16 protein-coding genes are annotated in these 12,595 nt (G+C 56.4%); 12 read left to right on the forward strand and 4 right to left on the reverse strand.

The genetic code is table 11. The features are described 5' to 3' along the window. Nucleotides 1-3: 3 nt before the first annotated feature. From ACTJJ1_RS11155 to ACTJJ1_RS11180, 6 genes are all read left to right on the forward strand, one after another. On the forward strand, nucleotides 4-1,302 hold the full coding sequence (locus ACTJJ1_RS11155; protein ID WP_004952718.1) for an adenylosuccinate synthase: 1,299 nt from the start codon (nucleotides 4-6) through the stop codon (nucleotides 1,300-1,302). A gap of 233 nt (nucleotides 1,303-1,535) precedes the next feature. Further along, nucleotides 1,536-1,961: a nitric oxide-sensing transcriptional repressor NsrR gene (gene nsrR / locus ACTJJ1_RS11160; protein WP_004952720.1), complete on the forward strand. Its 426-nt coding sequence runs from the start codon at nucleotides 1,536-1,538 to the stop codon at nucleotides 1,959-1,961. Nucleotides 1,962-2,020: 59 nt separating this feature from the next. Then, nucleotides 2,021-4,516 (forward strand): ribonuclease R, encoded by a 2,496-nt coding sequence (gene rnr / locus ACTJJ1_RS11165; protein ID WP_020438322.1) that lies wholly within the window; start codon nucleotides 2,021-2,023, stop codon nucleotides 4,514-4,516. A gap of 59 nt (nucleotides 4,517-4,575) precedes the next feature. Next, nucleotides 4,576-5,307 carry a 23S rRNA (guanosine(2251)-2'-O)-methyltransferase RlmB gene (gene rlmB / locus ACTJJ1_RS11170; protein WP_004952724.1) on the forward strand — a complete coding sequence of 244 codons (732 nt, stop codon included), beginning with the start codon at nucleotides 4,576-4,578 and terminating at the stop codon, nucleotides 5,305-5,307. Between the two features lie 116 nt (nucleotides 5,308-5,423). Continuing rightward, nucleotides 5,424-7,052, forward strand: a complete 1,629-nt coding sequence (locus tag ACTJJ1_RS11175) for an isovaleryl-CoA dehydrogenase (RefSeq protein ID WP_004952726.1) — start codon at nucleotides 5,424-5,426, stop codon at nucleotides 7,050-7,052. 87 nt (nucleotides 7,053-7,139) lie between these two features. Continuing rightward, complete coding sequence (locus ACTJJ1_RS11180; protein WP_004952729.1) at nucleotides 7,140-7,538, forward strand: DUF350 domain-containing protein; 399 nt, start codon at nucleotides 7,140-7,142, stop codon at nucleotides 7,536-7,538. Here ACTJJ1_RS11180 and ACTJJ1_RS11185 read toward each other — a convergent pair. Together ACTJJ1_RS11185 and bsmA are read right to left on the reverse strand one after the other, a co-directional pair. Beyond that, on the reverse strand, nucleotides 7,535-7,810 hold the full coding sequence (locus ACTJJ1_RS11185; protein WP_004952731.1) for a DUF1471 domain-containing protein: 276 nt from the start codon (nucleotides 7,808-7,810) through the stop codon (nucleotides 7,535-7,537). The genes ACTJJ1_RS11180 and ACTJJ1_RS11185 overlap by 4 nt on opposite strands. Nucleotides 7,811-7,921: 111 nt before the next feature. Further along, nucleotides 7,922-8,230 carry a biofilm peroxide resistance protein BsmA gene (gene bsmA / locus ACTJJ1_RS11190; RefSeq protein ID WP_004952733.1) on the reverse strand — a complete coding sequence of 103 codons (309 nt, stop codon included), beginning with the start codon at nucleotides 8,228-8,230 and terminating at the stop codon, nucleotides 7,922-7,924. 126 nt (nucleotides 8,231-8,356) lie between these two features. On the opposite strand from bsmA, the gene yjfP reads away from it, so the two are divergent. Further along, nucleotides 8,357-9,109, forward strand: a complete 753-nt coding sequence (gene yjfP, locus ACTJJ1_RS11195) for an esterase (protein ID WP_440833697.1) — start codon at nucleotides 8,357-8,359, stop codon at nucleotides 9,107-9,109. Between the two features lie 112 nt (nucleotides 9,110-9,221). Here the strand turns inward: yjfP and ACTJJ1_RS11200 are convergent, their stop codons facing one another. Beyond that, nucleotides 9,222-9,488: a DUF1471 domain-containing protein gene (locus tag ACTJJ1_RS11200; RefSeq protein WP_004952740.1), complete on the reverse strand. Its 267-nt coding sequence runs from the start codon at nucleotides 9,486-9,488 to the stop codon at nucleotides 9,222-9,224. A gap of 457 nt (nucleotides 9,489-9,945) precedes the next feature. Between ACTJJ1_RS11200 and rpsF the strand changes: the two genes are divergently transcribed. From rpsF to ACTJJ1_RS11225, 5 genes are all read left to right on the forward strand, one after another. Then, entirely contained in the window at nucleotides 9,946-10,344 is a 399-nt protein-coding gene (gene rpsF / locus ACTJJ1_RS11205; RefSeq protein ID WP_004952743.1) for a 30S ribosomal protein S6, read from the forward strand. Between the two features lie 8 nt (nucleotides 10,345-10,352). Then, nucleotides 10,353-10,670 carry a primosomal replication protein N gene (gene priB / locus ACTJJ1_RS11210; protein ID WP_004952746.1) on the forward strand — a complete coding sequence of 106 codons (318 nt, stop codon included), beginning with the start codon at nucleotides 10,353-10,355 and terminating at the stop codon, nucleotides 10,668-10,670. Between the two features lie 4 nt (nucleotides 10,671-10,674). Further along, nucleotides 10,675-10,902: a 30S ribosomal protein S18 gene (gene rpsR, locus ACTJJ1_RS11215; RefSeq protein WP_002210155.1), complete on the forward strand. Its 228-nt coding sequence runs from the start codon at nucleotides 10,675-10,677 to the stop codon at nucleotides 10,900-10,902. A 39-nt stretch (nucleotides 10,903-10,941) separates the two neighbouring features. Continuing rightward, a complete protein-coding gene (gene rplI / locus ACTJJ1_RS11220) occupies nucleotides 10,942-11,394 on the forward strand; it encodes a 50S ribosomal protein L9 (protein ID WP_004952751.1) in 453 nt (150 codons plus the stop codon). Between the two features lie 109 nt (nucleotides 11,395-11,503). Further along, nucleotides 11,504-11,878, forward strand: a complete 375-nt coding sequence (locus tag ACTJJ1_RS11225) for a DUF488 domain-containing protein (RefSeq protein ID WP_004952755.1) — start codon at nucleotides 11,504-11,506, stop codon at nucleotides 11,876-11,878. Here ACTJJ1_RS11225 and ACTJJ1_RS11230 read toward each other — a convergent pair. Then, nucleotides 11,860-12,525 carry an OapA family protein gene (locus tag ACTJJ1_RS11230; protein ID WP_440833701.1) on the reverse strand — a complete coding sequence of 222 codons (666 nt, stop codon included), beginning with the start codon at nucleotides 12,523-12,525 and terminating at the stop codon, nucleotides 11,860-11,862. The two genes, ACTJJ1_RS11225 and ACTJJ1_RS11230, sit on opposite strands and share 19 nt — an antisense overlap. Between the last annotated feature and the right edge of the window lie 70 nt (nucleotides 12,526-12,595).

Consider the following 12,595-nt stretch of genomic DNA (forward strand, 5'->3'; position numbering starts at 1 on the left):
AAAATGGGTAAGAACGTCGTCGTACTGGGCACCCAATGGGGTGACGAAGGTAAGGGCAAGGTCGTAGACCTGCTGACTGAACGGGCTCAATATGTTGTGCGCTACCAAGGTGGCCATAACGCTGGCCACACTCTGGTTATTAACGGTGAGAAAACCGTCCTTCATTTAATTCCTTCAGGCATTTTGCGTGATAACGTGACCAGCATCATCGGCAACGGTGTAGTTCTGGCGCCAGACGCATTGATGAAAGAAATGGGTGAACTTGAAGCGCGCGGCATCCCGGTACGCGAACGTCTGTTACTGTCCGAAGCCTGCCCGCTGATCCTGCCTTATCACGTTGCGCTGGATAACGCGCGTGAGAAAGCGCGCGGTGCTAAAGCTATCGGCACCACCGGTCGCGGTATCGGTCCGGCTTACGAAGATAAAGTTGCCCGCCGCGGTCTGCGCGTTGGCGATCTGTTCAATAAAGAAACCTTCGCCGTTAAGCTGAAAGAAATCATCGATTACCATAACTTCCAGCTGGTTAACTACTACAAAGTCGAAGCCGTCGATTACCAGGCGACTCTGGATTACGTGCTGTCCATCGCCGATATCCTGACCGCAATGGTTGTTGACGTTTCCGAACTGCTGGACGGCGCGCGCAAGCGTGGCGATCTGATCATGTTCGAAGGCGCTCAGGGTACCCTGCTGGATATCGACCACGGTACTTATCCGTATGTAACTTCTTCCAATACCACTGCTGGCGGCGTTGCTACCGGTTCAGGTATTGGTCCGCGTTACGTGGACTACGTGCTGGGCATCGTTAAAGCCTACTCTACCCGTGTAGGTGCAGGTCCGTTCCCGACCGAACTGTTCGACGAAACCGGTGAATACCTGTGCAAACAAGGTAACGAGTTCGGTGCCACCACAGGCCGTCGTCGTCGTACCGGTTGGCTGGACGCCGTAGCGGTTCGTCGCGCAGTGCAGATCAACTCCCTGTCCGGCTTCTGCCTGACCAAGCTGGACGTGCTGGACGGCCTGAAAGAAGTGAAGATCTGCGTGGGTTACCGCATGCCTGACGGCCGCGAAATGGACACCACGCCGCTGGCTGCAGAAGGTTGGGAAGGCATTGAGCCAATCTACGAAACCCTGCCTGGCTGGAGCGATACCACTTTTGGCGTGAAAGAACACAGCAAACTGCCACAGGCGGCGCTGGACTACATCAAGCGTATTGAAGAATTGACTGGCGTACCGGTAGACATTATCTCTACTGGCCCAGATCGTAGCGAGACCATGATCCTGCGCGACCCGTTCGACGCATAATCCGGCTTTGCTACACCAAAACAAACCGGGCATGTCCCGGTTTGTTTTTATCATTATTCTCCCCGATTGCGGTTTCACGTCAAAAAATCCTTTCTTTAACCCGCTCCAGAGCCTGAGATACGCTAAATAATTAGCGGCGAACTCTCCGGCTGGTTTATTATCCAATAAGTAATCTTTTGAATAATGCCGAAAATCGGCTTGTCAGACGGGTAGAAAGAGACCCAGAGGTAGATGTGCAGTTAACAAGTTTTACTGATTACGGCCTGCGGGCGTTGATCTACATGGCCTCGCTGCCACCGGACAAAATGACCAGCATTTCGGAAGTTACCGAAGTCTATGGCGTGTCCCGTAACCATATGGTGAAGATCATCAATCAGTTAAGCCGGGTTGGGTTTGTGACCGCAGTGCGCGGAAAGAACGGTGGCATCCGTTTGGGCAAACCGGCCGAAACCATTCGCCTCGGCGACGTGGTAAGAGCGCTGGAGCCGCTCTCGTTGGTTAACTGCAACAGTGATTTTTGCCACATAACCCCTGCCTGCCGCCTGAAGCAGGTGCTGCACCAGGGCGTACAGAATTTCCTTGAAGAGCTGGATAGCCACACGCTGGCCGATATGGTCGAAGACAATCCACCCCTCTACAAGCTATTGCTTGTCGAATAAAGCGTCGCTGAGAAGACAAGGCTCAGCGGCACCCTGCTGATGACAACGGAGGAACCGCAATGTCACAAGATCCATTCCTGGAACGAGAAGCAGAAAAATATGAGTCCCCAATCCCGAGCCGTGAATTCATTCTGGCCCATCTGGCGAAAAGAGAAACGCCGGCCAGCCGCGAAGAGCTGGCCAAAGAGCTGGATTTAACCGGTGAAGAGGCGTTAGAAGCGTTGCGTCGTCGTCTGCGCGCGATGGAACGTGACGGCCAATTGATATTTACTCGCCGCCAGTGCTATGCGCTGCCGGAACGTCTGGATCTGCTGCGCGGTACCGTAATCGGTCATCGCGACGGTTTTGGTTTCCTGCGTATTGAAGGCAGCAAAGACGACCTGTATTTGTCGGCTGAGCAGATGAAAATGGCGATCCACGGCGATGTGGTGCTGGCGCAAGCGATGGCTGCCGACCGTAAGGGCCGCCGTGAAGCGCGTATCGTGCGTGTTTTGGTGCCGAAAACCAGTCAAATCGTCGGCCGCTTCTTTATGGACGCGGGTACCGGCTTTGTGGTGCCGGACGACAGCCGTCTCAGCTTTGATATCCTGATCCCCGCCGAGGCCGTCAGCGGTGCACGCATGGGCTTTATGGTGGTAGTTGAACTGACCCAACGCCCGACCCGTCGCACGAAGGCGGTAGGCAAGATTGTTGAGATCCTCGGCGATAAAATGGGCACCAGCATGGCGGTGGACATCGCACTGCGTACCCATGAGATCCCGCATGTCTGGCCGCCGCAGGTGGAAAAACAGGTTGCCGATCTCAGCGAGCAGGTACCCGAGGCCGCCAAAAAAGGCCGTGTCGACCTGCGTCAGCTGCCGCTGGTAACCATCGACGGCGAAGACGCGCGCGATTTCGATGACGCCGTCTACTGCGAGAAAAAACGCGGCGGCGGCTGGCGCCTGTGGGTAGCCATCGCCGATGTCAGCTACTACGTGCGCCCGCGTACCGCGCTGGATGACGAAGCGCGCAACCGTGGTACCTCGGTGTACTTCCCGTCGGAGGTTATCCCGATGCTGCCGGAAGTACTTTCCAACGGCCTGTGCTCGTTGAACCCGCAGGTTGATCGTCTGTGTATGGTATGTGAGATGACCATCTCCGCCCAGGGCCGCCTGTCGACGTCCAAATTCTATGAAGCGGTGATGAGCTCCCACGCCCGCTTAACCTACAATAAAGTCTGGCACATTCTGCAGGGCGATGAGGAGCTGCGTGAGCATTATCACCCGCTGGTCAAGCACCTGCAGGAACTGCACACCATGTACAAGGTGTTGGATCAGGCGCGCGCAGAACGTGGCGGCATCGCCTTCGAAACCGAAGAAGCCAAGTTTATCTTCAACGCCGAACGCCGTATTGAGCGCGTTGAGCCAACGGTACGCAACGACGCGCACAAGCTGATCGAAGAGTGCATGATCATGGCGAACGTCGCCGCTGCACGTTTTGTCGAGAAGCATAACGAGCCGGCACTGTTCCGCGTGCACGATCGCCCAAGCGACGATCACATTACCGCACTGCGCAGCGTGCTGGGTGAACTGGGCCTGACGCTGGGGGGCGGTAACAAGCCGCAGCCGAAGGACTACGCCACCCTGATGGATGAAGTGGCCGAACGCCCTGACCGCGAAATGTTGCAAACCATGCTGCTGCGTTCGATGAAACAGGCGATCTACGATCCGGAAAACCGCGGGCACTTTGGCCTGGCGCTGGCCTCTTATGGCCACTTTACCTCGCCAATTCGCCGTTATCCGGACCTGGCGCTGCACCGCGCGATCAAATATCTGCTGGCTAAAGAGCACGGCCAGCCGAAAGAGCGCTGGACGCCGACCGGCGGCTGGCACAGCGAGTTTGAAGAAATGTTGCAGCTCGGCGAACACTGCTCGATGACCGAACGCCGCGCTGATGAAGCGACGCGTAACGTTGCCGACTGGCTGAAATGCGACTTTATGCAGGATCACGTCGGTGAAGTGTTTAGCGGCATTATCGCCAGCGTAACCGGCTTCGGCTTCTTCGTGCGCCTGAACGATCTGTTCATCGACGGTCTGGTGCACGTCTCAACGCTGGATAACGATTATTATCGTTACGATAATATCGGCCAGCGCCTGATCGGCGAATCCTCGGGCATGGTTTATCGCTTGGGTGATACGGTGGAGATCCGCGTTGAAGCGGTGCATATGGACGAGCGCAAGATTGATTTTGCCCTGGTCTCCAGCACCCGCAAACCGCGCGGCGAAGGTAAAACCGAACGCGATCGCGCCAAGAACGGCGGCCAACGCACCTTGCGTGACGGTGCCGGTGCAGGCCGCGCTCCGGCATCGCAGCGCAACAAGCGCCGTGGTGGCAAGCCACCGGCCAACTTTGAGCCGGACAGCGCCTTCCGCAAAAAAGACGAAGCCAAACCGGCTGACCAGGTGAAGAAAGATAAAAAGGCGAAAGCCAAGAAAGCGTCTGACAAAACCCGGAAAATAGCGGCGGCCACCAAGGCCAAGCGCGCCGGCAAGAAGAAAGGTGCCGAGCAGGCTTAACCTGCCGCACGTTATTATCACCGGCAGGCATTTGCCAGCCGCACAGTAAAAAGAGCATCATGAGCGAAATTATTTACGGCATCCATGCCGTCAAAGCCCTGTTAGATAACGATCCGCAGCGCTTCCTGGAAGTGTTTATTCTGAAAGGGCGCGACGATCGCCGGCTGCAACCGCTGATCGCCGAGCTGGAAGCGACCGGCATTGTTATCCAGGTGGCGAACCGTCAGTGGCTGGATGAGAAAGTCGAGGGCGCAGTACATCAGGGCATCATCGCCCGGGTGCGCGAAGGGCGTCAGTATCAGGAAAACGATTTGCCTGGCCTGCTCGAAGGCATAGACACGCCATTCCTGCTGGTGCTGGACGGCGTGACCGACCCACACAACCTCGGCGCCTGCCTGCGCAGCGCGGATGCGGCCGGCGTGCATGCGGTTATCGTCCCGCGCGATCGTTCCGCCCAGTTGAACGCGACCGCCAAGAAAGTGGCCTGCGGCGCGGCGGAAAATGTTCCGCTGATCCGCGTTACCAACCTGGCGCGTACCCTGCGTTTGCTGCAGGAAATGAACGTTTGGGTCGTCGGCACCGCCGGCGAAGCCGACCATACGCTGTTCCAAAGCAAAATGACCGGCCCGATGGCGTTGGTGATGGGGGCTGAAGGCGAAGGCATGCGCCGCCTGACCCGCGAACACTGCGATGAGCTGATCAGCATCCCGATGGCGGGGACGGTTTCTTCTCTGAACGTCTCTGTCGCCACCGGCATCTGTTTGTTCGAAGCGGTGCGTCAGCGTAGTTGATTTATCCACGGGGGCGCTTGCGCCTCCGTCAATTTCCCACCTTGTGATCCCACCTCCGGCAAAAATCCCCCTTGTGACCATAATTACTCCTGAAGCCTTTATCAGGGAGCAAGACGATGGTCTGGACTACGCACACCGTTTTTAACCAACCCAAACCGCTGGGCAACAGCAATCTTTTCCTGTCCGATACGCCGCTGCGTGAGGCGCTACAGCGCGAGCAGGCTGGCTGGGACGCAGACGTACTCGCCTCGCTGGGCCAACAATTGGGCACTCAGGAATCGCTGGAGTTGGGGCGACTGGCCAACGCCAACCCACCGGAACTGCTGCGTTACGACGCCACCGGGCAGCGCCTGGACGACGTTCGTTTCCATCCCGCCTGGCATATTTTGATGCAGGGGCTGATCGCCAACCGGGTGCATAACCTGCCGTGGCAGGAGGATGCCCGTATCGGTGCGTTCGTGGCGCGCGCCGCTCGCTTTGTGCTGCATGCGCAGGTGGAAGCCGGCACCTTATGCCCAGTAACGATGACCTTTGGCGCTATTCCTCTGCTGCGACGTTTGCTGCCGTCAGAATTTCAATCCTGGCTGTCGCCGCTGCTTTCCGACCGCTACGATGCGCATTTGTCACCGGGTGGGCAAAAGCGTGGTTTGCTGATTGGTATGGGAATGACCGAAAAGCAGGGAGGATCCGACGTGCTGAGCAATACCACCACCGCTACCCCGTTAACGGCTCGCGGTTCTGGGGAAGCGTACCGGTTGGTGGGGCACAAATGGTTCTTCTCGGTGCCGCAAAGTGATGCGCATCTGGTGTTGGCGCAGACCGAAGGCGGCCTGTCCTGCTTCTTCCTGCCGCGTATTTTGCCCGACGGCACGCGCAATGCGATACGGCTGGAACGGCTGAAAGATAAGCTGGGCAACCGTTCCAACGCCAGCAGCGAGGTGGAGTTCCAGGATGCCACCGCCTGGCTGCTGGGTGAGGAAGGGGATGGTGTGCGGCATATCCTTAAAATGGGGGGGCTGACGCGCTTTGACTGCGCGCTGGGCAGCCACGGCTTGATGCGTCGCGCGTTATCGGTAGCCTTGTACCATACCCTGCAGCGGCAGGCATTTGGCAAAACGCTTATCGAACACCCGATGATGCGTCAGGTATTGGGACGTATGGCGTTGCGGCTGGAAGGGCAGACGGCGGCGCTGATGCGCCTGGCTCGAGCTTATGACAGCGCCGACGATCCTCTTGAGCAGGCATTGTGTCGGGTGCTGACTCCGGCGGCGAAGTTTGAGGTCTGCCGACAAGGGATCCCTTTTGTGGGAGAGGCCATGGAGGCGCTGGGGGGCCTGGGTTACTGCGAAGAGAGCGAACTGCCGCGACTCTATCGTGAAATGCCGGTGAACAGCATCTGGGAAGGTTCCGGCAACATTATGTGCCTGGACGTGATGCGAGCCTGGGGAAGATTACCGGCAGTACAGGAAGCGCTGGAGCGTGAATTTGGTGAGGTGAAAGGGCAGAATCGACATTTTGACCTCCAGTGGCGACGCCTGAGCCAACTGATGCGTAAACCCCATGAAGAACAGGGGCGGGCGGTCACCAGCACGTTATTCAATTTGTTCGTGGCGGCACAGCTTCTGCGCTACAGTTCACCACCGTTGGCGGAAGCCTGGTGTCAAATGACGCTCGACGCCCGTGGCGAACGGATACTGCCCGATCGGTTGTGCGATATGCTGTTTGCCAGAGCGATGGGCGGCTAGGGAAAACAGTGGCGTCGCAACAGAATAAGATTTTTAATTAATCACTTGGCCCGTAAGGGATACTGACCTCTGACCAGGAAACATGACATGGATATTCTCAGCGCGTTGGCGGCATTCGCCTCTTACTTCTTCAGTGGCTTTGCCATGGTTCTGGTGTTCTTGTTTGTCTACACCCGCATTACGCCGCATGACGAATGGGCATTGATCAAGGCCGATAACCCGTCAGCCGCCATCGGGTTCGTCGGTGCCTGCCTGGGGTATGTGATCCCGCTGGCCAGCGCGGCGATCAACTCGATCAGCCTGCTGGACTACCTGCTGTGGGGCGTAGTGGCGCTGGTGGTGCAACTGTTGCTGTTCGCTGCGGTGAAAATCTACATGCCGCGCATCAGCGACAAGATTGAGTCCAATCATCTGGCCGCCGGGATTTTCCTGGGGGGCGTTTCGATCAGCGGCGGCGTGCTAAATGCGGCTTGCATGAGTTATTAAAGATAAAAAATCGCCGAGGCGCGCCAGCCGGGCTGATGTGCCTGTTCCTCCATCTGCAGAATACGGTAATAGCTTGCCCCATGCTCATCAGCCTTGCGGGCAATGACCTGTTCGACGTCCTGAGGCGAGCCGGAAAGATTATCCAGGGTGATTTGCGCAATTTCACTGAGCGGTGTAACACGGTCTGCGGGCGCCAGTTCGGCAGACTGGGCGCTGACAGTGAGCAGCCCCATAGAGAGCAGGAGGGCGGTGAGTGCGGCGGAGCGTTTCATGGCGTTCCCCTTCGTCGAACGACCGCAGGTTGCGGCAGGTTGACCGCCAGTGTGCAATATCCAACTTCAGTCTGTGCAAAGCCATTGTAAATATGGTTAAAACGCCTCAGCTTACCGATACAGGATCGCCTGCGAATACCATTGGCCGGGAACGACGGTTTCGCTGTTCATGATGATCATGTAATAACGTGCGCCGCTGGCGTTGGCCTTCCTGTTGATCTCCGCTTCCACATCCATCGGGCTGCCGTAAACCAGGGCGCTGGTGGTGCCTATCTTCACCAACTCAGAAGTTTGCGCTCGGGTGATCTCCTGCGCCCGATCGGTAGGCGGCGGCGGGGCTTTGGGTGTCGTGGTCATTATGCCGCAGGCGGAAAGCGATGCAGCCAGCGTCAGGGGGAGCAGCAGGCGGGAAAGTTTCATGGATACCTCGGGGAAACCGCTATCATGGCTTCAGTGTAACCCAATATAAAGTGGAACAGATTGAGCTAATGCTTTTAGCTCAAGTTTGCCATTATGAAGGCAACAGGTACGCAGAGGGAAAAACGGATGATTGAAATACATGACGAACGGGTGGGCGAGGTTGCGGTGATCCATGCTGTGCCGGCGGGGCAGTATCATCAGCCGCTGCCGACGGTGTTTTTCTACCATGGTTACACCTCGTCGAAAGAAGTGTACGCCTACTTTGCCTATGCGTTGGCCAGGGCGGGTTTTCGCGTGTTGCTGCCGGATGCCGATCTGCACGGCGAGCGCTTTGACGGTAATGAACAGCGGCGCTTGGCCAGTTTCTGGGAGATCCTCAAACGCAATATCGACGAACTGCCGGCGCTCAAAGCGCAGTTTGAGCAGCGTGGCTTGATTGCCGACGGGCGGATCGGCGTGGCCGGCGCCTCAATGGGCGGCATGACCACCTTGGGCTGTTTTGCGCGCTATCCGTGGGTTAACGCGGCTGCCAGCCTGATGGGGAGCGGTTATTACACCTCGTTGGCCCAGACGCTGTTTCCGCCGTTGGATGAACAGGGCAATCTGTTGACGGCCGCCGGTTTTGCGGCGCGCATCGCCGTTCTGGCGGATTACGGTCTGGAGTATCAGTTGGAAAAGGTTACCGATCGCCCGCTGCTGCTGTGGCACGGCGAGACGGACGATGTGGTGCCGGCGGCGGAAAGCCTGCGTCTGGCGACCGAACTGCGCCAGAGCGGCTGGGATCGTCAACTGACGTTTATTACCGAGCCGGGCGTCAAGCACCGCATCACGCCGTTGGCGTTGTCCGCGACTGCGGATTTTTTCCGCCGCGTGCTGTAAAAAAAAGCCCCCTGAAAATAGGGGGCAAGATATTAGGGTTCAGCGAGAGAGTCGCCTGTTCTCATTTTCCGCTTGTTGGCGCGGCTTCGTTCCCTGGCATTGCATTTTTCGCTTAGCGATACAGCTCGGCGCTGACGTGAATGGTGCTGTTGCTGTCCGGCTCATGCAGGGCAATGATGCGGTAGGCGGTGGCACCCCGCTGGTCGGCTATTTTGCTCACCTGGCTGGTGGCGTCATCCGGCGATACCACGTTCTGGTTTAGAGTTACGAAACCGACGCTCTGGCGCTGGTCGGCCTCATGCGAAGTGATTTCGGTGGCGGCCATGACGTTGGCGGAAAACAGTAAAGCAATGGCGGTGGCGATGGTAATGCGTTTCATATTTGCCTCTCTTAACCGTTTGCTTCAACGGCCTGACAGCGGGTGCCAGTGTAGCAAAAAGTTATTTATATACATTGAATAACTTCAAATCTTTTTCGTCGCGCTGTCTGCGGCGGATAAGTACAATTTTAGACCTTCCGGCCGGATTAAAAAGTGTGTGGTTTTGATAGCCTCTTTCAAAAAAAATGAATAAAATTTACGCGTCGATGATGATTTTATTGAAAGATTTTTGGAACTGATGGATCTGCATACATAGGTTCCGCAGAGAGCAAATCGTGCTATTTTTGAATCAGCCCCGCATTACCGATAATAAACCCCACGCTGTCCTTGAGTTTTTCAACCTCCGCAAGTATGATTACGCGTCATTTTTTCAGCCGTACACACATACACGTTCCTTGCTTCCATGGGCCACGGTTGACCCTGACAGGAGGCTGAATAATCCGTAAGGAGCAATTCGATGCGTCATTACGAAATCGTTTTTATGGTCCACCCTGACCAAAGCGAACAGGTTCCGGGCATGATCGAGCGTTACAGTGCTACCATCACTAACGCTGCCGGTCAGATTCACCGTCTGGAAGACTGGGGCCGCCGTCAACTGGCTTACCCGATCAACAAACTGCACAAAGCTCACTACGTTCTGCTGAACGTTGAAGCTCCGCAGGAAGCGATCGATGAGCTGGAAACAAACTTCCGCTTCAACGACGCCGTTATCCGCAGCATGGTTATGCGCGTTAAGCACGCGGTAACTGAAGCATCTCCGATGGTTAAAGCGAAAGACGAACGTCGTGGCGATCGCCGCGAAGACTTCGCTAACGAAACCTCAGATGATGCAGATGCTGGGGATTCTGAAGAGTAATTGCTGCTGTGACGTCTAATCGTCTGGTTTTGTCGGGCACTGTGTGCAAGGCACCGGTTCGAAAGGTGAGTCCTTCCGGGATCCCCCACTGCCAATTTGTGCTAGAGCACCGTTCGCAGCAGGTTGAAGCCGGATTCAGCAGACAAGCATGGTGCCGAATGCCCGTGGTTGTCAGTGGACAACAGTCACAAGCACTAACTCAAAGATTAACGGTCGGCAGTCAGATAACCGTGCAAGGCTTCGTAAGTTGCCATCAAGGGCGCAACGGGCTGAACAAACTGGTTCTGCATGCCGAGCAGATTGAATTGATAGATTCTGGAGACTAGCCTAATGGCACGTTATTTCCGTCGTCGCAAGTTCTGCCGTTTCACAGCGGAAGGCGTTGTTGAGATTGATTACAAAGATATCGCAACGTTGAAAAACTACATTACCGAAAGCGGTAAAATTGTCCCGAGCCGTATCACCGGTACTCGTGCAAAATACCAGCGTCAGCTGGCTCGCTGCATCAAGCGTGCTCGCTACCTGTCCCTGCTGCCATATACTGATCGTCATCAGTAATCGGCCGCTGTCTATTAACGACTTTAAGAGGATAAGGTAATGCAAGTTATTCTGCTTGATAAAGTAGCAAACCTGGGCAGCCTGGGTGATCAGGTTAACGTTAAAGCGGGCTACGCCCGTAACTTCTTGGTACCACAGGGCAAAGCTGTTCCTGCTACCAAGAAAAACGTAGAGTTCTTCGAAGCACGTCGTGCTGAACTGGAAGCCAAACTGGCTAACGTTCTGGCTGCTGCCGAAGCTCGCGCAACCAAGATCAACGAACTGGGTTCAGTAACCATCGCGTCTAAATCAGGCGACGAAGGCAAACTGTTCGGCTCTATCGGCACCCGCGACATCGCTGACGCAGTTACTGCGGCAGGCGTTGAAGTTGCCAAGAGCGAAGTTCGTCTGCCGAACGGCGTTCTGCGTACCACTGGTGAACATGAAGTTGAGTTCCAGGTACACAGCGACGTGTTCGCTAAGCTGAATGTAGTTGTGGTTGCAGAAGCTTAATCGCTCCTGCCAGCCAAGTTAAAACGCCAGCCTTGTGCTGGCGTTTTGCTTTTCTGCGCCCGGTAAAACGCGCTACCCTGCGATTACCCCTGGTGAGGAGAGGCAGTAAATGGCCGATATCAATTTACAGCGCGTGTATGACTTTACCGGTCCTGCGCCGGAGAACTGCTACCTGATTGATCGGCTGTGGCCGCGCGGGGTTAGCAAGGAACGGTTGCTGGGCGTGCAGTGGCTGAAACAGGTTGCGCCGGATAACGCACTGCGGCAGTGGTTTCATCAACACGTCGATCAGTGGGAAGAGTTTGAACGCCGCTACCGGTTGCAACTGGCGGAAAACGAAGCCTGGCAGCCGCTGGTGACGTTATTGCGGCAGGGGCAGGCCTTGACCTTGCTGTACGGCAGTAAAGACACACAGCACAACCAGGGCGTTGTACTGCGTGACTTCCTGTTGGCTCAACTGGCGGATTACCGCTCGCGGCGATAGCCGCCGTCGGCCTGACGGCGGAACAGGGCCTGGGTATTGTCTGCGGTGGTGACCGACAGCGCGGTAATCACGCCGTTGACATCACGTTCGATACGCACTTCCTGACCTACCTTCATGTTGCTGAGCGGTTTGTCGCTCCCTTCCACTTGCGCCATGGCGAAGACTTCGTTCACCGGCAGGCTGTTATCGCGAAATAGCTGCGCCAGCGTTTGGCCAGGCTGGATCTGATAGCGTTGCCAATTGCCCTCAGGTTCCGGTTCGGCCGCTTGCTGCTGGCCATTATCTTGCAGATCGGCCTGCAGCGGTATGCCGTTGCCCTGCTGGGTGACCGGGAATGGCTGCTTCTCTGACGAGTAAGGCCATAACAGCGCCAACAGCAGAATCACGCCGAAGATAAGGGTCCAGCGACGATGGAAATAGGGCAGCGGTTCCATCCAGCCGAAGCCGTCCGGCAGGTGCCAGATCTTCAGCAGTAACGCTTTTATTCCCTGTCCTTTGCCGTTTACCGGCGGTTGCTCTGAATCCGGATCTTCTGCCGCCTCTGGCGCAGGGCCAGGTTTCAGGCGCTGGCTGAAGTTCAGCCAGGTGCGCAGCAACGGCTGGTAGATACGGGTGGTTTTCCTTCTCCTGGGCGAGATTCTGCCCATGGTGACCTCTCTTCAACTGCGTAAAAATGCCACAGTACAACATGGTGTACCGCCGGCCCGATTTCCTGCT

Source organism: Serratia sp. 22264 (assembly GCF_052045345.1).
Taxonomy (GTDB): Bacteria; Pseudomonadota; Gammaproteobacteria; order Enterobacterales; family Enterobacteriaceae; genus Serratia; species Serratia plymuthica.

What these genes read in the sequence shown, in the direction of transcription:
- rpsR (WP_002210155.1), top strand. Translation starts at nt 10,675, where the DNA reads ATGGCACGTTATTTCCGTCGTCGCAAGTTCTGCCGTTTCACAGCGGAA.
- rnr (WP_020438322.1), top strand. Translation starts at nt 2,021, where the DNA reads ATGTCACAAGATCCATTCCTGGAACGAGAAGCAGAAAAATATGAGTCC.
- ACTJJ1_RS11225 (WP_004952755.1), top strand. Translation starts at nt 11,504, where the DNA reads ATGGCCGATATCAATTTACAGCGCGTGTATGACTTTACCGGTCCTGCG.
- ACTJJ1_RS11180 (WP_004952729.1), top strand. Translation starts at nt 7,140, where the DNA reads ATGGATATTCTCAGCGCGTTGGCGGCATTCGCCTCTTACTTCTTCAGT.
- rlmB (WP_004952724.1), top strand. Translation starts at nt 4,576, where the DNA reads ATGAGCGAAATTATTTACGGCATCCATGCCGTCAAAGCCCTGTTAGAT.
- rplI (WP_004952751.1), top strand. Translation starts at nt 10,942, where the DNA reads ATGCAAGTTATTCTGCTTGATAAAGTAGCAAACCTGGGCAGCCTGGGT.
- ACTJJ1_RS11155 (WP_004952718.1), top strand. Translation starts at nt 4, where the DNA reads ATGGGTAAGAACGTCGTCGTACTGGGCACCCAATGGGGTGACGAAGGT.
- ACTJJ1_RS11200 (WP_004952740.1), bottom strand. Translation starts at nt 9,488, where the DNA reads ATGAAACGCATTACCATCGCCACCGCCATTGCTTTACTGTTTTCCGCC.
- ACTJJ1_RS11230 (WP_440833701.1), bottom strand. Translation starts at nt 12,525, where the DNA reads ATGGGCAGAATCTCGCCCAGGAGAAGGAAAACCACCCGTATCTACCAG.
- rpsF (WP_004952743.1), top strand. Translation starts at nt 9,946, where the DNA reads ATGCGTCATTACGAAATCGTTTTTATGGTCCACCCTGACCAAAGCGAA.
- ACTJJ1_RS11175 (WP_004952726.1), top strand. Translation starts at nt 5,424, where the DNA reads ATGGTCTGGACTACGCACACCGTTTTTAACCAACCCAAACCGCTGGGC.
- yjfP (WP_440833697.1), top strand. Translation starts at nt 8,357, where the DNA reads ATGATTGAAATACATGACGAACGGGTGGGCGAGGTTGCGGTGATCCAT.
- ACTJJ1_RS11185 (WP_004952731.1), bottom strand. Translation starts at nt 7,810, where the DNA reads ATGAAACGCTCCGCCGCACTCACCGCCCTCCTGCTCTCTATGGGGCTG.
- bsmA (WP_004952733.1), bottom strand. Translation starts at nt 8,230, where the DNA reads ATGAAACTTTCCCGCCTGCTGCTCCCCCTGACGCTGGCTGCATCGCTT.